The 25565-nt window shown below is 57.2% G+C and carries 17 protein-coding genes, 1 tRNA gene and 3 rRNA genes; 9 read left to right on the top strand and 12 right to left on the bottom strand.

Annotation, left to right across the window (positions count from 1 at the left end):
- Positions 1-12 precede the first annotated feature (12 nt).
- The 6 genes from AOC05_RS15685 to AOC05_RS15650 all read right to left on the bottom strand — a co-directional run bounded on the left by AOC05_RS15685 (position 13) and on the right by AOC05_RS15650 (position 8745).
- Positions 13-1214, bottom strand: a protein-coding gene (locus AOC05_RS15685; RefSeq protein ID WP_157374911.1) for an IS3 family transposase whose coding sequence is annotated in 2 segments (ribosomal slippage) — positions 13-962 and positions 962-1214 — 1203 coding nt in all. Because the reading frame shifts where the segments join, the coding sequence is not laid out codon by codon here.
- A 30-nt stretch (positions 1215-1244) separates the two neighbouring features.
- Entirely contained in the window at positions 1245-1790 is a 546-nt protein-coding gene (locus tag AOC05_RS15675) for a transposase family protein (RefSeq protein WP_082358025.1), read from the bottom strand.
- 510 nt (positions 1791-2300) lie between these two features.
- Positions 2301-2417: ribosomal RNA gene (gene rrf, locus AOC05_RS15665) — 5S ribosomal RNA — on the bottom strand.
- A 274-nt stretch (positions 2418-2691) separates the two neighbouring features.
- A 23S ribosomal RNA gene (locus AOC05_RS15660) occupies positions 2692-5863 on the bottom strand.
- Between the two features lie 572 nt (positions 5864-6435).
- A 16S ribosomal RNA gene (locus tag AOC05_RS15655) occupies positions 6436-7971 on the bottom strand.
- The 16S, 23S and 5S rRNA genes sit together here, the layout of an rRNA operon.
- A gap of 447 nt (positions 7972-8418) precedes the next feature.
- The gene (locus AOC05_RS15650) at positions 8419-8745 is read right to left on the bottom strand and encodes a hypothetical protein (protein WP_062008169.1); all 327 of its coding nucleotides are present in this window, start codon (positions 8743-8745) and stop codon (positions 8419-8421) included.
- Between the two features lie 231 nt (positions 8746-8976).
- On the opposite strand from AOC05_RS15650, the gene AOC05_RS15645 reads away from it, so the two are divergent.
- Positions 8977-10011 carry an IS30 family transposase gene (locus AOC05_RS15645; RefSeq protein WP_062004804.1) on the top strand — a complete coding sequence of 345 codons (1035 nt, stop codon included), beginning with the start codon at positions 8977-8979 and terminating at the stop codon, positions 10009-10011.
- Positions 10012-10269: 258 nt separating this feature from the next.
- Here AOC05_RS15645 and AOC05_RS15640 read toward each other — a convergent pair.
- Positions 10270-10352 (bottom strand) — tRNA-Leu (locus tag AOC05_RS15640).
- Between the two features lie 441 nt (positions 10353-10793).
- Here AOC05_RS15640 and AOC05_RS15635 point away from each other — a divergent pair.
- The 7 genes from AOC05_RS15635 to pknB all read left to right on the top strand — a co-directional run bounded on the left by AOC05_RS15635 (position 10794) and on the right by pknB (position 20391).
- Positions 10794-11606 (top strand): FhaA domain-containing protein, encoded by an 813-nt coding sequence (locus tag AOC05_RS15635; protein ID WP_062008162.1) that lies wholly within the window; start codon positions 10794-10796, stop codon positions 11604-11606.
- Positions 11603-12088 carry an FHA domain-containing protein FhaB/FipA gene (locus tag AOC05_RS15630; RefSeq protein ID WP_062008160.1) on the top strand — a complete coding sequence of 162 codons (486 nt, stop codon included), beginning with the start codon at positions 11603-11605 and terminating at the stop codon, positions 12086-12088. The genes AOC05_RS15635 and AOC05_RS15630 overlap by 4 nt, the downstream gene beginning before the upstream one ends.
- 2 nt (positions 12089-12090) lie before the next feature.
- Positions 12091-13854, top strand: a complete 1764-nt coding sequence (locus AOC05_RS15625; RefSeq protein WP_062008158.1) for a PP2C family protein-serine/threonine phosphatase — start codon at positions 12091-12093, stop codon at positions 13852-13854.
- Positions 13851-15215, top strand: coding sequence for an FtsW/RodA/SpoVE family cell cycle protein (locus AOC05_RS15620; RefSeq protein ID WP_062008156.1), 1365 nt, complete (start codon positions 13851-13853; stop codon positions 15213-15215). Before AOC05_RS15625 ends, AOC05_RS15620 begins: the two co-directional genes overlap by 4 nt.
- The gene (locus tag AOC05_RS15615) at positions 15212-16666 is read left to right on the top strand and encodes a peptidoglycan D,D-transpeptidase FtsI family protein (protein WP_062008154.1); all 1455 of its coding nucleotides are present in this window, start codon (positions 15212-15214) and stop codon (positions 16664-16666) included. The genes AOC05_RS15620 and AOC05_RS15615 overlap by 4 nt, the downstream gene beginning before the upstream one ends.
- Positions 16663-18423, top strand: a complete 1761-nt coding sequence (locus AOC05_RS15610) for a protein kinase domain-containing protein (protein ID WP_062008152.1) — start codon at positions 16663-16665, stop codon at positions 18421-18423. Before AOC05_RS15615 ends, AOC05_RS15610 begins: the two co-directional genes overlap by 4 nt.
- 69 nt (positions 18424-18492) lie before the next feature.
- Entirely contained in the window at positions 18493-20391 is a 1899-nt protein-coding gene (gene pknB / locus AOC05_RS15605; RefSeq protein WP_062008150.1) for a Stk1 family PASTA domain-containing Ser/Thr kinase, read from the top strand.
- A gap of 57 nt (positions 20392-20448) precedes the next feature.
- Here the strand turns inward: pknB and AOC05_RS15600 are convergent, their stop codons facing one another.
- Both AOC05_RS15600 and AOC05_RS15595 read right to left on the bottom strand, forming a co-directional pair.
- Positions 20449-21090 (bottom strand): anthranilate synthase component II, encoded by a 642-nt coding sequence (locus tag AOC05_RS15600; protein ID WP_154604701.1) that lies wholly within the window; start codon positions 21088-21090, stop codon positions 20449-20451.
- Positions 21091-21256: 166 nt separating this feature from the next.
- Positions 21257-22024: a class E sortase gene (locus AOC05_RS15595; protein ID WP_062009898.1), complete on the bottom strand. Its 768-nt coding sequence runs from the start codon at positions 22022-22024 to the stop codon at positions 21257-21259.
- A 278-nt stretch (positions 22025-22302) separates the two neighbouring features.
- On the opposite strand from AOC05_RS15595, the gene AOC05_RS15590 reads away from it, so the two are divergent.
- Complete coding sequence (locus AOC05_RS15590) at positions 22303-22557, top strand: cell division protein CrgA (RefSeq protein WP_062009896.1); 255 nt, start codon at positions 22303-22305, stop codon at positions 22555-22557.
- Between the two features lie 13 nt (positions 22558-22570).
- Here AOC05_RS15590 and AOC05_RS19855 read toward each other — a convergent pair whose 3' ends face one another.
- From AOC05_RS19855 to AOC05_RS15575, 3 genes are all read right to left on the bottom strand, one after another.
- On the bottom strand, positions 22571-22912 hold the full coding sequence (locus AOC05_RS19855; protein ID WP_062008146.1) for a hypothetical protein: 342 nt from the start codon (positions 22910-22912) through the stop codon (positions 22571-22573).
- A gap of 719 nt (positions 22913-23631) precedes the next feature.
- Positions 23632-24204 carry a GrpB family protein gene (locus AOC05_RS15580; RefSeq protein WP_062008144.1) on the bottom strand — a complete coding sequence of 191 codons (573 nt, stop codon included), beginning with the start codon at positions 24202-24204 and terminating at the stop codon, positions 23632-23634.
- 313 nt (positions 24205-24517) lie between these two features.
- Positions 24518-25516 carry a helix-turn-helix transcriptional regulator gene (locus tag AOC05_RS15575; protein ID WP_062008142.1) on the bottom strand — a complete coding sequence of 333 codons (999 nt, stop codon included), beginning with the start codon at positions 25514-25516 and terminating at the stop codon, positions 24518-24520.
- Positions 25517-25565 lie beyond the last annotated feature (49 nt).

Raw genomic sequence — 25565 nt, 5'->3', positions numbered from 1 at the left:
TGATTTTTCTTCTTACGCTGCTGCTTGTTCGATCTGAACTTCGTATTCCGCTAAGGCACGTGCCGGTGGCAGGCCCTGGTTGTAGGCATGGGGCCGGCGCCGGTTGTACCAGGACTCTATGTATTCCATGACCGCGGTCCGTGCCGCCATGTGATTCGGAAAATTGTGGTGGTGGTACATCTCTGTCTTCAAGTGCGAGAAGAACGACTCGGCGACCGCGTTGTCCCAGCACACCCCGACCTCGCCCATCGACTGCGTGACCTTGTTCCCGGCACACCATTTCTGGAAGTCGCCGGAGGTGTACTGGCTTCCCCGGTCGCTATTGAAAATAGCTCCGTCCGGGTGCAGCCGGCCGTGATCCCGGGCCATTTTGAGGGCGTCAATGATCAGCTCTGTGCGCATGTGCGAGGCCATCGCCCAGCCCACGACCATCCGGGTTGCCAGATCGATGACGGTGGCCAGATACAGCCAGCCTGAGTCTGTTTTCAGGTACGTGATGTCCCCGACCAGCTTCGTTCCCGGCACCGTGGACGTGAAGTCCCGCTTGCCGTCGGCATCGAGCATGTGGTTCTTGATGTGTTCGGTACGGGCTGCCGGGTCAACGACAGTGGTTTTCTTCCACGCCTGCATACGAACCGCCCGCATGCCCTGCTTGTTCATGATCGTCCCGACCGTTGCGGCGGCCACCGGGATGCCCTCGTGGCCCAGGATCGTGGTGATCTGGTCCCTCCCGGCCATGCCCTTCTCCCGCTTGTATACCCGGCACACGTCCTTGGTCAGCTGCTCTTTGCGCAACTGGGTCGGGGTCGGTTCCTGCGGCTTGGTCCAGCGGTAATACGAAGACCTGGGAACCTTCAATTGCTGGCACATCCAGTCAATCTTGTAGTGTGCCTTCTCCTGCCAAATAAACGCATAATAGTCGTCTATCGTTGCTTCGCGGCGAAGAAGGCACTGACTTTTCCCAGAAATTCGATCTCCCGCTTCAGCTCTGCATTCTCGGCCTGCAACGCCTTGTACTTCGCCCATTCCACCGGGCCAGGATCCTTGGAACCGGCCTCGGGATGCTCTTCCTTCCACTCCCTCACCCAGTTCCCCAGCGATCCATCACTGATGCCGATTTCCTTCGCCACCTGCACGATCGGACGGCCCGAGGAAATCACCAACTCAACAGCCTCGGCCTTGAACTCCGGACTGAACTTACGACGACTAGACATGAAACAAATTCTCCTAAACACTGTCTCAATTTAGGATACGGGCGCACAGGCCTTGGCGGCTGGGTCTTTGAAGTAGCGCACAGACCGGAAGCGGTGCTCATTAATACCCAACATTCTTGGCCTCAGTGCATCGACGTTCGGGAGCTTGAGTATGCAGGCTTCACTCACTGCTGCCCTGACCATCCACCACGACAACGCGAACCCTGCAGCGGTTTCTGACATGGCCCGGCCAGAGCGAATCACCGCATCCACCAAATGATCCCTGAGCCTACCCGTCGAGCGCGCCCTAGCAGGGACTTGGGTCGTCGATAAAAAAGAGAGCCTCTGGCACTCTAGTTCTTGGCAGTACCAACGGTACTTTCGCCACAACACCTCAATCTTGCCGCCGATCTCGATGTCGCGGATCCGCTGGAAGCGACGTTCCTTCCGCCGTGAAGCGACCACACCACAGCTAGGACACCCAGGTGGCTGTTCGCTTTCCACCATGACCTGGCGGCAACCATCAGCCGTGCTTGTCGTCGAGATGACGCGGTAGTCAGGCAGATTGAAAAGAGTAGTGGCAGCGTCGGCTGCCATGAAGGTAGGCTCGTTCAAGGCTCGTGGTCCTCTTCAGGTTGAATGCGTAGATAACACTCATCCCAGCAGGGCCACGGGCCCTTTGCATAGAGCTAAATCAAGAACTCAAACCCCCACCAACCACGAAGAGCCGCAATAGCATCAACCGTAACGCGAAGGCGACTTCTGGGATCCCTGCGACCGCCAGGCACAACAAATCTTCGCAGGCCCGCGATGACGGAATCCGGACGCCGCCGGCCACGTCCTTCACCCCGCACCGTACCACCACCTCGTCAAGGCCACCCATCAGCGCCAACCGTCTTGGTGTGGCTGTCTTGGGGTCTGTAGTTGTTTGGGGTTTCTAGTTGTTTGGGGTTTCTGGTTGTGGGGGTGTTTAAAGGGGTGTGGCTTCTTGGTGGGGAGGCTGGTCGTGGTTGGTGGTGGTTGGTTGGTGGTGGTTGGTGGTGGTGGTTGGTTAAATGAGGGAGGCCCCGCACCGTGTGGTGTGGGGCCTCGACCTTTTTACTGTTTGTCCGGCGGTGTCCTACTCTCCCACATCCTGTCGAATGCAGTACCATCGGCGCTGTGGGTCTTAGCTTCCGGGTTCGGAATGGGACCGGGCGTTTCCCCCACGCTATGACCACCGTAACTTTATTCCCAGGACCAGGTATCTGGTTGGGTGGTTTGTTGGGTGTTGTGTGGATCAATCAGTTATTCTATTATACAAGATTCCTGGTTGTGATGTGCCCGCACTGGTGGTGGGGTTAGTCACAAGGGTTTCTTGTGTTGTTTTGTTCCCGTGTTAACAACGAACGTTGGGTTTGTTGTTTGGGAACCACATAGTGAACGCGAGCATGCTTTGTTACTCTTGTGGGGTGTGAATAGCTTTTGATTTATTCGCACCCTGTATGGGAGTGTTTGTGTGGTGTAAGTTATCGGCCTATTAGTACCGGTCAGCTTCACGAGTCTTTAGTCCTCGCTTCCACGTCCGGCCTATCAACCCAGTGGTCTAGCTGGGGGCCTCTCACACTTATCGTGTATGGAAATCTCATCTCGAAGCGAGCTTCCCGCTTAGATGCTTTCAGCGGTTATCCCATCCGAACGTAGCTAATCAGCGATGCACTTGGCAGTACAACTGACACACCAGAGGTTCGTCCGTCCCGGTCCTCTCGTACTAAGGACAGCCCTTCTCAAATTTCCTGCGCGCGCAGCGGATAGGGACCGAACTGTCTCACGACGTTCTAAACCCAGCTCGCGTACCGCTTTAATGGGCGAACAGCCCAACCCTTGGGACCTACTCCAGCCCCAGGATGCGACGAGCCGACATCGAGGTGCCAAACCATGCCGTCGATATGGACTCTTGGGCAAGATCAGCCTGTTATCCCCGAGGTACCTTTTATCCGTTGAGCGACGGCCATTCCACAATGTGCCGCCGGATCACTAGTCCCGACTTTCGTCCCTGCTCGAGGTGTCCCTCTCACAGTCAAGCTCCCTTGTGCACTTACACTCGAAACCTGATTGCCAACCAGGCTGAGGGAACCTTTGGGCGCCTCCGTTACTCTTTAGGAGGCAACCGCCCCAGTTAAACTACCCATCAGGCACTGTCCCTGACCCGGATTACGGGCCGAAGTTAGATGTCCAAAGTGACCAGAGTGGTATTTCAACGATGACTCCATTCCAACTAGCGTTGGAACTTCACAGTCTCCCACCTATCCTACACAAGCCACTCCGAACACCAATACCAAACTATAGTAAAGGTCTCGGGGTCTTTCCGTCCTGCTGCGCGTAACGAGCATCTTTACTCGTACTGCAATTTCGCCGAGTTTATGGTTGAGACAGCGGGGAAGTCGTTACTCCATTCGTGCAGGTCGGAACTTACCCGACAAGGAATTTCGCTACCTTAGGATGGTTATAGTTACCACCGCCGTTTACTGGGGCTTAAATTCTCAGCTTCGCACTTACGTGCTAACCGGTCCTCTTAACCTTCCAGCACCGGGCAGGAGTCAGTCCGTATACATCGTCTTGCGACTTCGCACGGACCTGTGTTTTTAGTAAACAGTCGCTTCCCCCTGGTCTCTGCGGCCCACACCCGCTCACGGACAGCTAGTGTCCTTCACGAGGCAGGCCCCCCTTCTCCCGAAGTTACGGGGGCATTTTGCCGAGTTCCTTAACCATAATTCTCTCGATCGCCTTAGTATTCTCTACCTGATCACCTGTGTCGGTTTGGGGTACGGGCAGTTGGAACCTCACGTCGATGCTTTTCTAGGCAGCATAGGATCACCGAATTCCCCCTAAGGGGGGTCCCATCAGATCTCAAGAGTGTCATTGAAGACTACGTGACGGATTTGCCTATCACGTTCCCTACATCCTTAGACCGGGACTACCATCGCCCGGCTCGGCTACCTTCCTGCGTCACACCTGTTAATACGTTTACCTCCCTGATTCAGGTCCCACGCTCCCCTTCTAGCCTGGCCCGAAGGCACTCACTAAAAAGATTGGGTGGTTAGTATCATCAGTTCAATATGGGCGGTTCTTCACCGGTACGGGAATATCAACCCGTTGTCCATCGACTACGCCTGTCGGCCTCGCCTTAGGTCCCGACTTACCCAGGGCAGATTAGCTTGACCCTGGAACCCTTGATCATTCGGCGGACGGGTTTCTCACCCGTCTTTCGCTACTCATGCCTGCATTCTCACTCGTGTGGGCTCCACCGCTAGTTCACACTGCGGCTTCAATGCCCACACGACGCTCCCCTACCACTCCAAACCCCTGAACAGGTACAAGACAAGTCCTGATCTGCTTGGGTACTGTTTGAAATCCACAACTTCGGCGGTGTACTTGAGCCCCGCTACATTGTCGGCGCGGAATCACTTGACCAGTGAGCTATTACGCACTCTTTTAAGGATGGCTGCTTCTAAGCCAACCTCCTGGTTGTCTAAGCAATCCCACATCCTTTCCCACTTAGCACACGCTTAGGGGCCTTAGTTGGTGGTCTGGGCTGTTTCCCTCTCGACTATGAAGCTTATCCCCCACAGTCTCACTGCTACGCTCTCACTTACCGGCATTCGGAGTTTGGCTGACGTCAGTAACCTTGTAGGGCCCATTAGCCATCCAGTAGCTCTACCTCCAGTAAGAAACACGTAACGCTGCACCTAAATGCATTTCGGGGAGAACCAGCTATCACGAAGTTTGATTGGCCTTTCACCCCTACCCACAGCTCATCCCCTCCATTTTCAACTGAAGTGGGTTCGGTCCTCCACGCGCTCTTACACACGCTTCAACCTGGCCATGGGTAGATCACTTCGCTTCGGGTCTAGATCACGCCACTGCAACGCCCTATTCAGACTCGCTTTCGCTACGGCTTCCCCACACGGGTTAACCTCGCGACGTAACACTAACTCGCAGGCTCATTCTTCAAAAGGCACGCCATCACCACAACAACAACCCACAAGTGGGCTCGGTGGCTCTAACGGATTGTAAGCACACGGTTTCAGGTACTATTTCACTCCCCTCCCGGGGTACTTTTCACCTTTCCCTCACGGTACTTGTCCGCTATCGGTCATTAGGTAGTATTTAGGCTTATCAGGTGGTCCTGACAGATTCACACGGGATTTCTCGGGCCCCGTGCTACTTGGGATACTCTCCAGGGAGTGCACTGCATTTCAGTTACGGGACTCTCACCCTCTACGGTCGGCCATTCAAAACCGTTCACCTATACATGCACCATTCCCCTCAACGAACCGGCAGATTCGTAACGGTGAGTCCCTCAACCCCGACCATGCAACGCCCGCCGGCTATCACACATGGCACGGTTTAGCCTGTTCCGCGTTCGCTCGCCACTACTAACGGAATCACTATTGTTTTCTCTTCCTGTGGGTACTGAGATGTTTCACTTCCCCACGTTCCCTCCACACACCCTATATATTCAGGTGCAGGTCATCACCTCGCCTTACGACGGGTAACGGGGTTCCCCCATTCGGACACCCTCGGATCAAAGTTCGGTTATCAACTCCCCGAGGCTTATCGCAGATTCCTACGTCCTTCTTCGGCTCCTAATGCCAAGGCATCCACCGTGTGCCCTTAAAAACTTGACCACACAAAATAGTCAAAAAACACTTACATATTATCGAGAGAACCATGAAAACCAACACCACCACACCCCAAAGGATGTAACAGCATCAGATCCAGGTTCAATTATCTCAAAGAAATTGCTTCTTTATAAAGATGCTCGCGTTCACTATGTAGTTCTCAAACAACAACCCCACCACACACCATCCCACCAAGACACCGATCACGAACCACCCCCAAAGAGCAGTCACGCAAACCAGCACCGCCTAGCGGTTGGTTGTGTGCGGGAAACCAGAAACAAAACAACACCCCCCACCCCCAAACAGGAGCGAAGGAATCGTTGTTGCCTCAGGACCCAACAGTGTGCCAAACACATAACAACCCACGCAACTACCAACCCATACAGCTCTTTCCCCACCATCCCCGAAGGAATCGTTGTACTAGAACCAGGTCACCAATTGCCGATCATCAGCTACTTTATTGATATTCCACCCTTGAGCAACCTACCGAGAAACAAACGTTCTCGCAGTAAGTCTTTACTCCTCATACCACCAACACAACCCATGCGGGCTACCTCGTGGCACTCGGTGCTCCTTAGAAAGGAGGTGATCCAGCCGCACCTTCCGGTACGGCTACCTTGTTACGACTTAGTCCCAATCGCCAGTCCCACCTTCGACAGCTCCCTCCCCACAAGGGGGTTAGGCCACCGGCTTCGGGTGTTACCAACTTTCGTGACTTGACGGGCGGTGTGTACAAGGCCCGGGAACGTATTCACCGCAGCGTTGCTGATCTGCGATTACTAGCGACTCCGACTTCATGGGGTCGAGTTGCAGACCCCAATCCGAACTGAGACCGGCTTTTTGGGATTAGCTCAACCTCACAGTATCGCAACCCATTGTACCGGCCATTGTAGCATGCGTGAAGCCCAAGACATAAGGGGCATGATGATTTGACGTCGTCCTCACCTTCCTCCGAGTTGACCCCGGCAGTCTCCTATGAGTCCCCACCATAACGTGCTGGCAACATAGAACGAGGGTTGCGCTCGTTGCGGGACTTAACCCAACATCTCACGACACGAGCTGACGACAACCATGCACCACCTGTAAACCGACCGCAAGCGGGGCACTTGTTTCCAAGCGTTTCCAGTTCATGTCAAGCCTTGGTAAGGTTCTTCGCGTTGCATCGAATTAATCCGCATGCTCCGCCGCTTGTGCGGGCCCCCGTCAATTCCTTTGAGTTTTAGCCTTGCGGCCGTACTCCCCAGGCGGGGCACTTAATGCGTTAGCTACGGCGCGGAAAACGTGGAATGTCCCCCACACCTAGTGCCCAACGTTTACGGCATGGACTACCAGGGTATCTAATCCTGTTCGCTCCCCATGCTTTCGCTCCTCAGCGTCAGTTAATGCCCAGAGACCTGCCTTCGCCATCGGTGTTCCTCCTGATATCTGCGCATTTCACCGCTACACCAGGAATTCCAGTCTCCCCTACATCACTCTAGTCTGCCCGTACCCACCGCAGATCCGGGGTTGAGCCCCGGACTTTCACGGCAGACGCGACAAACCGCCTACGAGCTCTTTACGCCCAATAATTCCGGATAACGCTTGCACCCTACGTATTACCGCGGCTGCTGGCACGTAGTTAGCCGGTGCTTCTTCTGCAAGTACCCTCAACCACACAACGTGTAGCCTTGTTCCCTACTGAAAGAGGTTTACAACCCGAAGGCCGTCATCCCTCACGCGGCGTCGCTGCATCAGGCTTTCGCCCATTGTGCAATATTCCCCACTGCTGCCTCCCGTAGGAGTCTGGGCCGTGTCTCAGTCCCAGTGTGGCCGGTCACCCTCTCAGGCCGGCTACCCGTCGTCGCCTTGGTGAGCCATTACCTCACCAACAAGCTGATAGGCCGCGAGTCCATCCAAAACCACTAAAGCTTTCAACAAAACCCCATGCGAGGAAAAGTCAATATCCAGTATTAGACCCAGTTTCCCAGGCTTATCCCAGAGTTAAGGGCAGGTTACTCACGTGTTACTCACCCGTTCGCCACTAATCCCCCCACAAGTGAGGTTCATCGTTCGACTTGCATGTGTTAAGCACGCCGCCAGCGTTCATCCTGAGCCAGGATCAAACTCTCCGTTAATAAAACAAACAGACACACACAACCAAACCGGAAAAAGGTTACAGCCATGTGCACTAAATTCGAAACCAGCTAAAGACTGCCGTCACCACAGGGGCGGCAACAAACAGTCAAATAACCAATTCAATACAATAAATTGGTATCAATAAAACTTGGCACACTATTGAGTTCTCAAACAACAACCACACCCAGCCAACACCCCACAAAAACCCTGCAAACAAGCAGAAGAACCATGACGATCAGTGCCGGAGCAACTTTTCAAGCTTACCCGCAAAGAATCCATAAAGCAAATCCGCTAAACAACGAACAAACCCAACAAACCCACAGATCAAGAACCAAAAAACAGTCCAAAACCCTACGAATCCCTGCCCCAAACAACCAAGGCAACTCGAAAAACAATACACACCTTTCAACCACAAAGCAAACCAGCCAACACCCGTTTACCTGTGTCTACTGTGCCGCCCTCTTGAGTCGGAGTCGGGGAAGGAAGGCGGCGCCCGCAGCCGTTACAGCCCACACAATTACGGTCGCCAGCACCCATGCCACGAACGTACGAATCGAGGTACCCCCTCCAAAGCTGTTGGCAATCAGCAAGGCAAGGAAGGTGGAGATGAGGGAGGCAGCAGCGCTAATGGCAGGAATGTGCTTCTCAGCCATCCTCCCAACGATGCCTGTCGCAAGGCTTTGCGCGATGGTGAAGACAATCACCGCGGTCAGGAAACCTGCGAACCGTAGATGGAACCCTGGCAGGATGAGCGCTGCGAGGATGAACGCCACCGCGGAGGGCCTAGCTGAACGCCAATGCGTATCAAGTAGTTCTTCATGCTTCCACCCTAATTGGCGTCCTGCCAGAGTGGTTGAATCTTCGCGGGCCTTTAGTTTCCGAGCTGTTCTTGTTTACTCTCTGCGCTTTTACTCTCTGCGCTCCGCCCAGTTGGTGAGACTGAAGGAGTCGCCGGCGGTGTCATACCGTCGAAGCAACAAGTTGGTTGAGTAGAGGAGTTGCTGGTGGGGCGTAGGCGATTGTCGTTTTCGGATCGGGCGGACATCGCCGTAGGCATTCTGGCTGGCAAGTCTGATCGTCAGATCGGTGCGGATCTTGGCCGTGACCACACGATCATTTGGCGGGAACGCCACAGGAATTCGACGAAGACCCGCGGGTATCGTCCGGTGAGTGCGGACTGTGCTGCTGAGCGTCGGCGTAGCCGGCCGCAGGCACGGAAGATCGAGACGGATCCGGTCCTTGCCGCCCGGGTGAAGGCTGATCTGGCCAGGTCTAGGACGCCGCGGCAGATCGCCGGTCGTTTGCGTTTGGAAGCCACAGACGACAGCGTTGAGACCATGACGAAATCACCCGACGCCGAAGGCCGCACCGTCTCCCACGAGGCGATCTACCGCTGGATCTACGCCCTGCCCAAGGGCGAGCTTGCCAAGTCCGGAATCCTGCTGCAATCCAAGCGCACCAAACGAAAATCAGTGAAGCCGCTGGGTGAACGCACAGGTGGACGGATCATTGGCATGGTCAGCATCGACGACCGTCCAGAGGAAGCAGCAGATCGCCGTGTTCCAGGTGCGTGGGAAGGGGACTTGGTGGTCGGCAAGGGCGGCAAGAGTGCTATCGCAACCCTGGTCGAGAGGCACAGCAGGTTCTTGATCATGCTGGGCCTGCCTGAAGGCAAGAAGGCCGACGGCCTCGCCGACGTGCTGATCAACCGGGTCAATGACCTGCCGGCCCTGATGCGTGGTTCCCTGACGTGGGATCAAGGCACCGAGATGGCCCGCCACGCACAACTGACACTGGCCACGGACCTTCCCGTCTATTTCGCACATCCCCACTCGCCGTGGGAGAGGCCATCGAACGAGAACACCAATGGGCTGATCAGGGAGTACCTGCCCAAGGGCATCGAGCTGACCAGTCATCAGCCCTACCTGGACTCCATCGCTGATGAGCTCAACGACCGGCCCCGCGCCGTCCTGGGATTCCTCACACCACGAGAAGTATTCACCAAGCTACTCAACGACGATGTTGCTAAGACGGCTTGACACCGCCGCCAGCTTGGGTGCATACATGTAATTTCTTGTCCTCGCCGGGTCCTTTAATAAAGCGGAGCCTATTAACAGTCCGAAGTTCGCAAAAATTGTATTTGCGCCAGGACGCCATTTGACCATCACTGACGCCTTCATCGCAGGAGCCGACCAGTGGCCAAGACTCATCTGGAAGGGAGCTGAAGCCGCGGAAACACGGTGGTAAAAACAAAATACCCCGGCGGAACCATGGTTCCGCCGGGGTATTCAAAAACGTGCGCGAGGGGGGATTTGAACCCCCACGCCCTTTCGGACACTGGCACCTGAAGCCAGCGCGTCTGCCGTTCCGCCACTCGCGCGTTTTCGAACAGTCCACTTTTTCTCTTTCAAAAATCAGTGGAACAGCGAGATCAAGCATATAGGACACTTTGCCGAATTACCTAAACGGCCCTTCCGGCGGTTGGCCCGGAGCACCTTTGAGGCTACCCAATTTGGCTGTACTGGGCCGGGAACACGCGGTTGCCATGTTACTTTTTGCCTTGGGAGTGACCCCCTACTTGGGTATGAAATCCGCCCCAATTCCTTGTCGCAGTGAGGTTATTCCAAGTCTTGCCCAGTAGTATCGACCAAGTGGAGTGTTGCCCGCGGGCCGGGCAGCTAACAGATAACGCTGGTTTTAGGTCAGCCCCTAGCTTGTTATAGGTCAGCGACTAAGGGTGCGGGCACCACGTTTAGTGAGCATTGCGGCGCGCATGCACAGCGGCCAGTGCAGAGAGCAGAAGCCAGTGAGAGGAGAACTTATGGGATTGTTTGACAACGTTGAAAAGGGCATTGAAAAGGCAGTTCGTGGCGCCTTCTCCCGCGGGTCCAAGTCTTTGCAGCCGGTTGAGATGGCCAGTGCGCTGCGACGCGAGCTCGATGACAAGGCGATGACATTGGATGCCGGACGCACCTTGGCGCCCAACGTTTTCAATATTCAACTTGGCGACTCAGACTTTGAACGCGCCCGCTCATGGGGCGTCACTCTTGCCGAGGAACTGTGCGATGTGGTCATTAACCATGCGCGCAGCCAAGGGTATGTGCTTCAGGGCCCTGTCCGTGTGGCCTTCAACCACCAGGGCGAACTCCGTGCGGGCCAATTTGAGATCGCCTCCGCCACCGAGAAGGAAAACTCTGCCGCCCGGCTCAACGCCGGAACGCAGCAGCCCTCCCATAGCCCCGTCAGGCCGCCCGCCGCCCCCGGCCGTGCGCCCGGACAGCCACCAGCCCCTGTTTACAAACGCCAGCCTCCAGCCTCCAGCCCCGTAGACGGGCAACCAGTCCTGGATATCGATGGGCAGCGGTATTCCCTGAACTCCAGCTCCATCATCTTGGGCCGTTCCTCAGAGGCGGACATCCTCATCGATGACACGGGAGTCTCCCGCAAGCATCTCGAGATCCGAACAAGGGAAGGCGTGAGTACCGCCGTCGACCTTGGCTCCACCAACGGCAGCTATGTCGACGGACACCGTGTCAACGGCAGTGCCTCACTCACTGATGGCTCCACCATCACCATGGGCCGCACTCAAATCACTTTCCGCATTTTGCCGGCAAGAAACGGGTCCCGCCCATGAACGATCTCAGCCTGACCGTCACTATTTTGCGCTTCGGCTTCCTGATCCTGATATGGGTCATGGTGTTCAGCGTTGTTGCCGCCATGCGCCGTGACCTCGTAATTGGCCAGAAAGCCAAAGTTGGCGCCCCCACCGCGCGCCAAGCCCGCAAACATCCGGAACTTGTTCAGGCGGCTCCCCCCGCCAAAGCGGCGGCCCGCCAACTCGTTGTCACCGAGGGCCCCCTCAGCGGCACCACATTAGAACTTACGGGAACCCCCATTTTGCTGGGCAGGGCACAGGAGGCCACCCTGGTGCTTGAGGACGACTATGCTTCAGGACGTCACGCGCGTTTGTTTCCACAAGGAACCCGCTGGTTCATCGAAGACCTCGGTTCCACGAACGGCACATATCTTGGCGGCACCCAACTAACTCGTGCATTGCCCGTGGAACTTGGTGTTCCGGTTCGGATCGGTAAAACGGTTATCGAATTGAGGGCCTAAGTATGCCCGAACACCCCTTGATTCTCCGCTACGCAGCGAGATCAAATGTCGGCCTCGTCCGAGCAAAGAATGACGATTCTGCCTACGTTGGCCAGTATCTGGCAGTTGTTGCCGACGGCATGGGCGGTCATGCCGGTGGAGATGTGGCTAGCGCATCAACGGTGCTTGATCTGATCCACCTTGACCATGACGGATACAAGGACGACGCCGGCACCCACCTGGCCGATGAAATCCAGAGCGCCAACTCACTTTTGTCCGAGCTGGTTCATGTAGATCCCAAGCTGGCGGGCATGGGTACCACCGTGACAGCCCTGTTGCTATCCGGGGATCGGCTAGCCTATGCGCACATCGGTGATTCGCGCGCTTATCGTCTCAAGGACGGCGTCTTCGCCCAGATGAGCACCGACCACACGTTCGTGCAGCGGATGATTGATGAGGGTCGGATGACCGAGGCAGAGGCCGAGGTCCACCCTCACAAAAACGTACTCATGCGCGTCCTGGGCGACGTCGACGCTTCCCCTGAACTGGATTTGACGTATTTTGACACCGAGATAGGTGAACGCTGGCTACTGTGCTCGGACGGACTAAATTTTGTCCGCCACGAGATGATCGAAGAAGTCGTTCGGCACACCAAGAACCTGGCAACAGCGGCGGACACACTCATTGAGCTGACGCTTGCCGCCGGATCACCTGACAATGTCACGGTGGTGGTTTTTGACGTCGTCGAATCCACCCCAGATGACACATCCACCGCAGCACTGGAAACGGTTTCTACCCAAATTCACTCCGGAGATAGTACACGCGCTGATGATTTGGAACCGGACGATCAGGAGCTCTCCCTTCTTTCCTCCCGGAACCAAGAAGGGCACAAGGAGACTGTCGACGCGGGTCGGGCGCCGTCGCAGAAGGTGCCTGCTGCCGACGTCGTTCCGGTCACCGACACCAGCACAGATGCAGACACAGGCACGAAACCCTCCGTCACAGAGCCATCCGACGGCCAGGGCGCCGACCGAATGATTGTGGAAGGCTCTCGCCCGCAGACGGAGGATGATGCCCCGGGCGAGTTGGACGCACACATACGGGCAGCCGCGGTCCGCCACGAACTGTCATTACGCCCTCATGAACTGGTGGGCGCAGCACTGACGGCGAACGAGGAAGGAAAGATCCCGCAGCTTGCCCGCGCCGCATCCACCGTGCGCGCAGCCCAGCTCCTGACGCACAAACCGGCCGACGCGGCAGCGGTCCTCGAGGAAAACGAGGTGTCTCTTCCGCGAGTACGCTTCCGTCCGTTGGTGGTGGCCATTGTGGGCGCCCTAGTTGTCATCTCCATAGTTGCCGCTGGCTGGGTCGCGTACGCCTGGACCCAGACGCAGTACTATGTTGGCGTATCCAATGGCAACGTTGCTATTTTTAAGGGAGTCTCCCAGAACCTTGGTCCCATCTCCCTCTCCTCCTTGCAGCGCGAAACCGGTGTCACCGTTTCATCGTTGCCGAACTATTCACAACAGTTGGTGAAACAGACAATGCCAACATCATCATTGAGTGGTGCCGAGCAAATTATCAGCGACCTGCAGCTTGGCACCGGTTCCAGCATGCCACCATGTGAGCCCAGCGACTCGGCGACTGCACCTTCGGGTACCTCCTCGGCTCCCCCATCCGAATCCGCGGTTCCACCCAGCCCTGCTGTGGCTGCCACCGCTTCGCCGCCGCCGACAACGAATGCTCCGTCGGCCACACCAACATGCACACCCGGAGGTGGCCGATGAGCCAGCTCGCAACAGTTGCCAAACCGCGCCGCAATACTGAGCTACTCCTTTTGCTTCTGGCCCTGGCTGTGGGCATCATGGCCAATGCGCTGGTCAACTTGAACCTCGGACGCACCTTTGACAACGACTTTTACACACAGTCGACAGTACTGACGGTCTTGTCATTGGCCGTTCACATCACATTGCGCTTTCGAGCAAAATATGCCGATCCGGTCATATTACCCGTTGTGGTTGCCTTGAACGGAATCGGGCTCGCGGTCATCCATCGCCTGGACATCACCAAGGGCGACTCGGCTGGACCCCGCCAGTGGCTGTGGACAACACTGGCCGTGGCAGCCGCGATCGCCGTGATTTGGATTCTCAAGGACCATCGAATCCTGCGCCGCTACACCTACATCTCCTTGCTGGCCTCGGTGATCCTACTCCTGCTCCCCTTGATTCCTGGCATCTCCGCAGGCGACGTCAACGGAGCCACAGTCTGGATTAGGTTGGGACCGTTTACCTTCCAGCCCGGCGAAATCGCCAAGATCACTCTTGCTATATTCTTCGCGGGTTATCTTTCATCTAATCGGGATCTAATCTTGCTGGCCGGCAAGAAGATTGGGCCGTTGCAGCTTCCACGAACCCGCGATCTTGCCCCCATGATCGTTGCCTGGCTGGCAAGTGTGGGCGTTCTGGTCTTTCAGCGCGATCTTGGCTCGTCAGTGCTGTTCTTTGGCCTGTTCATGGTCATGATCTATGTGGCCACCAGCCGTATCAGCTGGATCCTCATCGGGCTGGCCCTGATGGTCGTGGGTGGCTTTGCGGCGTACCAGATCTTTCCGCACGTAAACCGACGCATCGACGGATGGCTCTACGCTTTCAATCCCGAATACATTGGGGGCGACAGCTTCCAAGTGGTTCAGGGTCTCTTTGGCATGGCCAACGGGGGATTGCTCGGCACCGGGTTCGGGCAGGGCTCCCCTGAGATAGTGCCGCTCGCCAATAGCGACATGATCATTGCAGCTATCGGCGAGGAACTGGGCCTGGTGGGCTTGTTCGCTGTGCTCTGCCTCTACGCGCTGCTGGTAGCCCGCGGATTCCGCGCAGCGCTTGGCACGCGTGATGCCTTCGGCAAGCTTTTAGCCGTGGGACTAGCCTTTTCCTTTGCACTCCAGTGCTTCGTGATCATCGGGGGCGTCACCCGCCTCATTCCGCTCACCGGCCTCACCACACCCTTCCTCGCCGCCGGCGGCTCGTCCTTGCTTGCCAACTGGATCATTGTGGCACTGATCCTGCGAATCTCGGACGCTGCCCGGCGGCCCTTGGATCTCTCTCCGAATTCCATGAATGAACAGCAAAAGGAGGTGCCCACACTATGAATCAGGCCATCCGTAATTCCTGGATAGTTGCCATCGCGTTGTTTGCACTCCTTTTTGGCTCAATTTCGTACGTGCAGTTCTTCGCTGCAGATTCACTCAACGCGAACCCCAACAATCAGCGGCAGCTGCTGAAAACATTTTGCAGCAACCGCGGTCCCATCCTGGTTGACGGGCAGCCAATTGCTGAATCAGTACCCACGGACACGGACTGCAAGTACCAACGAAAATACAACGATCCTCTGTTGTATGCCGGGCTGACTGGTTTCTTCAGCAAGTATGCGGGCCAGTACGGCCTTGAGTTCGCCATGAAGGATGAACTGGCCGGAACCTCAAATGACGCATTTTTTGAACGGATTTCACAGGCATTCACCGGTGCCGTCCCCCAGGGTTACTCCGTGGAACTGACCATTGACAAGGACATCCAGAAGATGGCCTACGACATGATCCCGGACGGCGTTGCTGGCTCGATCGTGGTCATGAACCCGAAAACTGGGGCCATTATTGCCATGGTTTCCAAGCCCTCCTACGACACCAACTTGTTGGCCAGCCATGACGAAGGCTCGGTAAGGGCGGCCCAAGCTGAATTGAGCCAGATTCCTGGCATCAATCTCTACGGTTCCTCGGCCTATACGAAGCTCTACGCGCCAGGATCGGTCTTCAAGCTCATTGACACGGCAGCAGCCCTGGAATCCGGCAAGTACAACAAGGACAGCGTGCTGCCCAATCCGGCCAAAATGTCCTTCCCCGGCATCAGCTATGCTCTGCCGAATTACGCCTACGGCAAGTGCTACACCCAGACCGAAGCCACCTTCACGTTTGCGCTGGAAAACTCATGTAACACACCATTTGCCAGTATCGCGCTGGATCTGGGGCAGGATGCCATTACTGCGCAGGCGGAAAAGTTCGGATTCAATGACAACTCCACGAAAATCCCTGACAAGGTTGTAACCAGCCGATTCCCGGGAGGCAAGGGACCGCTAAGCGACGACGCCTTGGCTCAAAGCGCCATTGGCCAGCTCAACGTTCTGTCCTCACCGTTGCAGATCGCGATGATGACGGCCGCCATTGCCAATGGTGGCAAGCAAATGCAGCCCAACATGGTGCAGACTGTGCGGACACCAGATCTGAAAACGGTATCCAGTTTGGTCCCCGAAGAATTGCGGCAATCCACCACACCGGAGATCGCCGCCCAAATAAAGGATTGGATGGTCAGCGTTGTGGACAACGGCATCGCCTCACAGGCGGGCATCCCCGGTGTAAAAGTTGCCGGCAAAACGGGAACCGCAGAGCTTGGAGATGGTTTGAATAACTCATGGTTTACTGGATTCGCACCCGCGAATGACCCCCAGGTGGTGGTGTCGATCGTTATGCCCAAGGTCGATGTGGCCACCGGAGCACAATTGACAAGTCCCAACGCAAGCAAACTCTTCAAGGCGGTGTTGAACAAGTGAGGCCTACTTCAGGAATCACCTTAGGCGGCAGATACCAACTCACCTCACGCATCGCGATCGGCGGCATGGGTGAAGTATGGAAGGCACAGGACCTGGTCCTGGGCCGTATCGTAGCCATCAAGATTCTCAAGGACGAATACACGGGCGATCCCGGTTTCCGGGCACGCTTCCGTGCCGAGGCCAAGCACACGGCACTACTGAACCACGTGGGCATCGCCAACGTCTTTGACTATGGTGAGGAGGACGGTTCCGCCTATCTGGTGATGGAACTCGTTCCAGGCGAGCCGCTGTCGACCCTGATTGAGCGAGAGCACGTCCTCTCCGCCGACTGGACGCTGTCCATGATCGCGCAGACGGCACGGGCCCTGTCAGTCGCACACGCCCAGGGCTTGGTACACCGGGACGTCAAGCCCGGCAACTTGCTGATCACGCCCGAGGGCAGGGTCAAAATCACCGACTTTGGCATTGCGCGCCTGGCTGACCAAGTGCCCCTAACCCAGACCGGCCAGGTGATGGGTACGGCCCAGTACCTTGCACCCGAGCAGGCCACTGGCCAGCTCGCCACCGGCTCCTCGGACATATATGCCTTGGGTGTTATTGGTTATGAGTGCATCACCGGCCACCGGCCGTTCTCCGGGGAGTCACAGATTGCCATTGCACTGGCCCAGGTCAATGATGCTCCGCCGCCGCTGCCTGACACCTTGCCCACACCTGTGCGTGCTTTGTTGATGTCGATGCTGGCCAAGGACCCGGCCAACCGGCCTGCGAATGCCCTGAAGCTTGCCGAAGCTGCGGAAGCAATCCGTGCAGGCGATATCAAGACCGCCCACGTCGCAGTTCCGGGCATGCTGTTGTTTGAATCGAGCACGGGTCCCATCACGGCTCCCGTGGATATCAACGCCACCGCCCCCACGTCGGTGGTGGGCAATATATCCGAGCCAAACACCACCGCACTGCCTACCGTGAGTGATGCAGTCGTGGGCGGGTATTCTGCCGAGTCACGCACACGCGCCGAGGCCCTCAGCGCCGAGCGGGCCTGGGGACAGGAGGATGACCTCGATGAAGACATAGTGGAGGGCCCTCCTGACGAACCCGCCAAGCGAGGCCGCAGCCCATGGACGTGGCCTCTCGTCGCCCTGATTGCCCTGTTGGTCTTTGCTCTGGGTGCGCTGTTGCTGCAAAGCTGGGGCGTCTTTGATTCCAAGCCAGCCCCGTCCGTCACCAAGTCGGTCACAACGTCGCAAAGTTCCACACCCACGGAAACCACGCCGTCGCAGACGCCCACCCAGTCACAAACTCCGACGACGTCATCGGCACCTTCCACCTTCACGATCAACCCCAACCAGGTCAACGGACAAACCTATGCCTTCGTCGAGGGGTTGCTCAGCGACAACGGATTGTTGGTATCGCGTGTCGATGCATACAGCCCCACAGTCGCGGAGGGTAGGGTCATCGAGGTCAGTCCCGTTGGGACGGTTCCCGTGGGGACTCCTGTAACGGTCACCGTTTCAAAGGGTCCCCAGCCCACAACGCCGCCTGCCGTGGCGACTGTGCCATCATCAGCAGGCCAGCAGGGCAATACCTATGACGCTGCCCTGGTCGCCGCCGGTTTCATCCCTGCCCGGGTGGATGAAACTTCCGAGTCCGTCGAGAAGGGAGTGGTCATTCGTACCAACCCCACTGCCGGCACACAGGCCCCGAAGGGATCAGTCGTAAGCTACTACGTTTCCACCGGGCCAGCTCCCAAGGCACCGTAGTTTCTTTCCACCCCGCCCCAGCCCAGCATCAACTCAACTTCGCACCAGAATGAAAGGACACCGACTCACATGAGTGTTCCGCGCGTCCTCAATGGACGGTATGAGGTAGGTGGATTGTTGGGCCGCGGCGGCATGGCCGACGTCTATCAGGCCACGGATACCCTCTTGGGCCGAATTGTAGCCATCAAGGTCCTGCGCGGCGACGTCGCACGGGATTCACAGCTTCAAGCCCGCTTCAAGCGGGAGGCCCAAGCGGTTGCCGGCCTCAATCACCCCTCCATCGTTGCGGTGTACGACACCGGCGAGCACTCCACAGGTGATCCGTTGCAAGATGGCTCCACGTTGCCGTACATCGTGATGGAATACGTGCGGGGCAAAACACTGCGCGATCTCGTCAGGGCCAATGCCATCAGCATTGACCAGGCCATCGATTTCACCTTAGGTGTGCTCTCAGCGCTTGAGTACAGTCACCGCTCCGGCATTGTGCACCGGGACATCAAGCCTGCCAATGTTATGGTTACGGAGGACTCTGACGGCCATCTGGGGGCCGTCAAGGTCATGGACTTTGGCATAGCCCGCACCATTTCAGATTCCGCGGCCACCATGACGCAGACCCAGACAGTGATGGGTACCGCCCAGTACCTCTCGCCTGAGCAGGCACGCGGGGAAACCGTTGACGCCCGCAGCGACCTGTACTCGGCCGCATGCTTGTTCTATGAAATGTTGGCCGGCCGGCCGCCCTTCACGGGAGAGTCTCCCGTTTCTGTGGCCTACCAGCACGTACGCGAGGTGCCGCCAGCACCCAGCACGTTCAATCCCATGATTTCTCCTGCGCTGGACAGCGTTCTGCTGCGCGCCTTGCAAAAGACCCGCCAGGACCGTTTCCAGGATGCCGCTTCCTTCCGCCGTGCCTTGCGGGCGGCCCGGACCGGGGTGACCCTGGCGGCACCTGCTGTTTCGCTCGCAACGGATCTCTTGGCCACGGTGCCCGCCGCGGCCGTGTCTGTCGCCAAGGTCCCTGTTCACGAACTGTACGACGACGGGCCCTCCACCCGTGCCATGGCGAAAGTTCTCGCCGGGGGAGCGTTGACAACCGACCACGACGGCGACCTTGACCCGGAGGTTTCTAAGGAACCCGGGCTTGCTGTCAAACGCCGGCGTCAGGCCTGGATAACAACGCTTTTTATCTTCCTGGCGATCATACTGGCCGGTGGCGGCATCATCGCTTACAACCTTGTCAACGCCAAGCCCGCACCACCAATACAGCACAGCATTCCTTCGCTGGCGGGCCTGAGTCAAGCTGCTGCCGTGACCAAACTCGAGGACCTGGGGCTTGATCCCGTCCTGAGCACTGAATTCTCAAACACAGTGCCCTCGGGGAATGTAATCCGCACCGATCCCGCGGCACTTACACTTGTCAACGAACACTCCGCGGTTGCAGTGGTGGTTTCCAAGGGCTCATCCGAAGTGACGATCCCTGCCGATCTTCCCGGTCGGACCGAGTCTGAGGTCAGGTCTATGCTGAGCGCCCTGGACTTGAAGTTCAAGCCGAATCTGCGAGTCGATGACCCACAGATTCAATCTGGGCTCGTCGTCACCACCGATCCACCGCCTGGACAGAGCGTTGCTGTGGGAACCGAGGTCACCTTGAAAATCTCGACCGGACAAGTTCCCGTCCCGTCCCTCTTTGACTTGACGACGGATCCTTCGCAAGTCCGGCAGGCGGTGCAGGACGCGCTCAAGAATGCATCGCCGTTCCTCCAGGTGGTCTTCGTGGAATCCGTAAACTCCGCAGTGGCACCTGGCATGGTGACGGGGCAGTCGGAGCCGGCGGGCACATCAGTACCGCAAAGAACCACTATCACCGTCACGTTGGCGAAGGCGCCCGAACCGCCACCACCTGAACCAACGCCCACACCAACACCCACTTCAAAGGCTCCCAGCAAATCGCCAGCACCAAAGGGCTGAAACCAGCTCAAAGGAACCACCCCCAAAGGGGGTGGTTCCTTTGTGTTGTACCAAGTCTCAGCTGCTAATGAGGGGACTCAGTCTGGCTCCTTGCGCACAGGCTCCCGCCAACCCCACCGATTCCAACCAATTGCCCACCATCTGGTATCCACCGTGGGTCAGGACCGACTCTGGGTGGAACTGGACTCCGCACAATGGTGCGGTCTTGTGCGCCAAGCCCATGATGACGCCGTCGGCCGTTTCAGCTGTAATTTCCAACGTCTCGGGAATGGTTTCTCGCACCGCGGCCAGCGAGTGGTAGCGGGTGGCTGTGACGGGACTGGACAGCCCTGAGAAGACATTGCTGCCTTGGTGGAAAACTTCGCTGGTCTTTCCATGCATGAGCTGCTCCGCATGGGTCACCACCCCACCGTAGGCTTCAGCGAGGGCCTGGTGGCCCAGACATACACCGAACATGGGTTTAGCATTCGCACCGCACCACTTGATCAGGTCGATGCAGATTCCGGCTTCGGCGGGGGTACCCGGCCCGGGAGAAATCAACACACCGTCCCGCGCGTCGGCAAGCTCCACAGCTTCAGCCAAGGTCACGTCGTCGTTCCTGACAACTGTGGTCTGGGCGCCTAGTTGCTGAAGGTAGCCCACCAAGGTGTAGACAAAACTGTCGTAATTATCAATCACCAAAATGCGTGTGTTCATGATTAGGAACTACCACCAATCGTGGAATCAGTGAGCGGGTTAAATTGTGAGAGCCAGGGGAAAACAAACTGCATAAGGACTATGACGGCTGCGGTCAGGAACAGCAGAGAGGTGAGAATGCGGAACCACAATGGTCCAGGAAGGTGGCGGAATACCCATCCGTACATGATTAGCCTTTCGCGTTTGCGGCAACTTGGGCGGCAATGGCCGCGGGTGGACCGGCACTGGCCGGCTGCCAGGAGTCCATCACCGAGTAGGCGATTATGCGTTCCTCGGCGCCAAATCGTGGATTGCAGCTTGTCATGGTCATGAACCGTTCTACGGGCTCAGCGCCCTTTTGCGTGGGGACCGGCAACAGCACGTTCCCCTGGCTGGGCATCACAATCTGGTTGTTGCGGAACACGTAGGTGTAGTAGCCGTCTTTGGTTTGGACATAAATCTTGTCCCCCGGAACCAAGGTGTGGATCGAGTCCAGTACGGCCCCGTGGGTTTGCCTGTGCCCGGCAACGGCAAAGTTGCCCACGGCCCCTGGCATGGACGTCGCCCCGTAACGGCCAAGACCGAGGGTGTCCAGCTGTGCCTGTGTAGTGCCTTCAACGAGGGGGCGGCTGTAGCTCGATCCAAAGCGAGGAATGTAAACCACACCGAAGACAGTTCCGTCTGCGGTTGGCGCGTCCATAACCACCGGGGAGCCAAAGTCCGCCGGCGTGCCCGGTGGCTGGGGGATCAGGGGGCCCTGAAAGTCCTGGGCGAATTGTGAGACGGCCCGCTGCTGGGCATTGTTGGCATCGATGTTGGTCCACCACAGTTCCCACACCACAAAAAGCAGCAAAATAACGCCACAGGTAATCAGCAGTTCACCAATGACTTGTATCAAGGTCCGCCACAAACCCTGTTTGGGGCGTTGGGCCTTTTCGCGGCGCCGTCGTCCGGCCATTCGCGTCCTGACAGCACTGTTTCCGGAGATCAAATCATCTACACCCACTGCCGAATCAACGTGCTCGTGCGATCTGACCACGCGAGAGATTCTCCTTCAGTGCGTCGGGGGAGTCCGTGCAATCCACGGCTGTTCTATTTACAGCTAGAATTACACTCAACAATACCGGCAGTTCACTACGCTGGAATAATTCACCCGGCAGTATCACCGGTTGTGAATTGCTGTCTTTCCGCACCATCAACAGCCATTGCGCCGTTCGAGAAGCCAAGGAGCTCTACGTGCCTGAGTCAAAATCGCGCCGCCGTCCCACCAAGGGCCCGGCGATGACACCGTCTTCGAAGGCGCAGAAACCCAACGCACCATGGTTCCTGCCTGTCATGGTTACCTTGATGCTGCTGGGCCTTTTTTGGATCATCACCTACTATATTTCGGACGGCAAATTCCCCATCCCTGATATCAAAAACTGGAATATTGGTATTGGTTTTGGCATTGCCCTGTCCGGTTTCATGATGACCACCCGGTGGCGCAGCTAAGGGCTCCTTCGCTCTAACTTTCTGGATGCGCGCTCTCGGCATCCCCGTAGTCCCCGGTGATGTACTCACCTTTCGGGTCGTTTTCAGCATGTCCCGGGACTTCGCCGGCAGTGCCGTAATCAGCCTCCACCATCCGTCCCGCGGCACCGTCTGACTTTGCATCCTCAGTTCCTGCGTCTCCGTAGTCGCCCTCGACGTAGCTGCCCTCTTCGGAACCCGCCACGTGACCAGGTTCAACGCCCGCCTTTCCATAGGACCCCTCGACATACCGTCCGCGGTCCTCTGGTTGTTCACTGGCGCTGGGCTTGCTGCCTTTTTTGTCGGCTGGTTGGTCGCTTGCATGTTGTCCGGACATCGTTCGGTCCCACTTTCCATACCGTGTTTCCAGCTGCCCGTGTGGCGGCCGATACCTGTGTTGGGTGTCCTTTTTAGTCTAGCCCGGTCCGCAGTGCTAGAACAGGGCACTGCGCGTTCCTAGCTTTGGCCGTCATTGTCCTCCCATCCGCAGTGGAGGGTCCGATTCGCCAAGGACTCAATGTGGATTCCGCACTTGAAGGATCCCTGCCGGCCAGCCAGACGATGAATTGTCACCGTTCACTTGATGAGCCAAGCTCCTGTGGCGCAGTTGCAAACAATTTCGGGACGTCCCTGGCCTCATATTCATCGGGCCCTTCCGGATTGTTTTCCAGGTTCAATTCAGATCTCTGCGTTTCTCTCTCGATCCAGCGTTTCCAGCCTGACGCCAGCAAGTGGTGATTGAACCCGTCGGCTCGTCTACGAGGCTCCTGTGCCCTATCAGGATCCCATCTAGGCCAATTCCATGCTGCGTGAAGGATGGAATGGGGCGAATCTGGCCTGCTCAGGCAATCGTCTGCACGGAGGATCGGCCATCAGAATGATGTAAAGAGTCTCTGGGGCCGCGCTTCGGATGTGCGCCACCAAGGTTTCAAACACTCTGCGTCCCCAAGCGTTGCCCCGTCTCGGATGCGGCAAGGGGACCGGGGCGCCGTACATGTCATCGGCAACCCGTGCTGACCTTCAATGATGCTGAACTTCAGATCTTCGAAAAAATTCTCAATTTCCTGTCACTTTCCTACCTTCGCGCCACAAGCGGGCGCGGGCGAGAATCTCCGAGATGACAGCCGTCTTCGCTTCCGCGTAGTAGTTCATGTCCGCCCACCTTTGCTGCGCAAGATTCCTCTTCGTCATTGCGTAGAGGGAGCGGTCCTTGTCGTCCACGCGAAGCCAATCACGTATGTCCAGATAGTTGGAAATTTCAGGGGAACCAGCAGAGAACACGTGAACGTGAACATCTTTCTGCGGGGTTCTCATCATGCGGTGGCCGGCTTCCCGAACACGGAGCACGAAACCCGCAGCTTCAAGCTTGCCTAAGTAGGAATCTTCATTCGCAACGTCTTCAACCGTCACCAAAATATCGATAATCGGCTTGGCTGCCAAACCTGGGACCGACGTCGATCCAATGTGCTCGACCGACAGGGCGACATCCGCAATGGCTACCTTGAGGGTCAATGCAAGGGCATCAAATCGAGAAGGCCAGTCAGCGTCGTATTCCATGATGACGATTGGGCGCTCCTCGCGACCACCTATCAATACGGAGTCCAAGTGTTCATCTGATACAGGATTCATCGATCCATCATGCCATCGCCACAATCAGATCGCAGCAATCACGGAGCGCGTGCCCGAGTCGATGAACACACCGGGCTGGTGACACGAAATTGGGACAAGTATCATCCAAAAAATCGGTCAGACCCTTTCCTCCGAGCCTGAAATTGTTGACAGTGAAAAAGCAAGAGTCGTCGGTTACGAACCCCTCCACGTTTTCGACCAAGACTTAATCCTGACACTGCATCCAGGAGAGTGTCTGCGTTACGTCTTGGCGTTCACCGAAGTGTAGAAGAGGTCAACAGCGGGGACGCGATGTGCGTCCGATCAGCGTTCGTCATGTGACGCGTTCCCAGGCTGGGTCGTCAGCGGCGATGTGGGCGATGTCTTCTGCGAGATCAGTGAATGCGGCGCGGAGTTCAGCTGGTTCCAGAACAGTGAGGCGGGCGCCGATAAGCAGCAGCCATCTGGCCATTGCCGTATAGCTTTCGGCGCCGGCGTTCACAATGCACGTTTCAGGAGTTTCCTTGGCGACCGTCCCCCATGTTGGTTTGATCCACGGGGCGACGATGTCGCTGGGGGCGTGTACCCGAACGGTCCCGGTGACCTGCCGCCAGCCTTTTGCTAGTTGAGCTGTCACATATTCGTGCAGGTTGGCAGCCGGAGGGTCCCGCGGATAGCTGGGTTTGTTCGTGATCTCTGCTCCGCTGAGCCGGTCAACGCGGAAGGTGCGCCATCCGTCCGCCTCGATACTGTAGGCGATGAGGTACCAGTGGCTCATCGAGTGCACTAGATGTAGCGGTTCGAGCTGCCGGTTTCCCGTCTCGCCGGAGTAGCGCCGGTAGGTACATGCGATTTTTCGGCGTTCGCGGCAGGCGCGCGCGAGGAGCACGAGCGTTGTGATGTTGACCGGATTCGTTGTTGCTTCGATCCCTGTCCCCAAGTCCAGACTGCTGGTGTGGTCCAGGAACGCGTCAACGACGGGATGTAATCGGGGAGGCATGACTCTGTGGAGTTTGTCGAATGCGCTTAGGGCGCCTTCGATCGTTGCGGCGTCCGAGTGGGACACCGTATCCCGGAGGGAGACCAATACGGCGACGGCCTCGTCGGTGTCGAACATGAGGGGCGGTAATGTCGCCCCTACCTCGAGTTGATAACCCCCGCCGGCACCCAATACGGCCGCGACGGGGTAGCCGAGATCGCGCAGTCGGCCGATGTCCCGCCGCACAGTGCGTGGCGTCACTTCAAGCTCTTCAGCAAGTTGATTGGCGTTCCAGTCGCATCGTCGTTGTAGGAGCGCCAGCAGTCTCAGCAGTCGTCCGGCGGTATCCCACATATATCCATCATCGCGCAGAAAGAGGACAAAAGCTGTCAGCTATGCCTGT

The organism is Arthrobacter alpinus (assembly GCF_001294625.1).
In the GTDB taxonomy this organism is placed as follows: Bacteria; Actinomycetota; Actinomycetes; order Actinomycetales; family Micrococcaceae; genus Specibacter; species Specibacter alpinus_A.
This window is presented reverse-complemented; position numbering and strand designations above follow the sequence as displayed.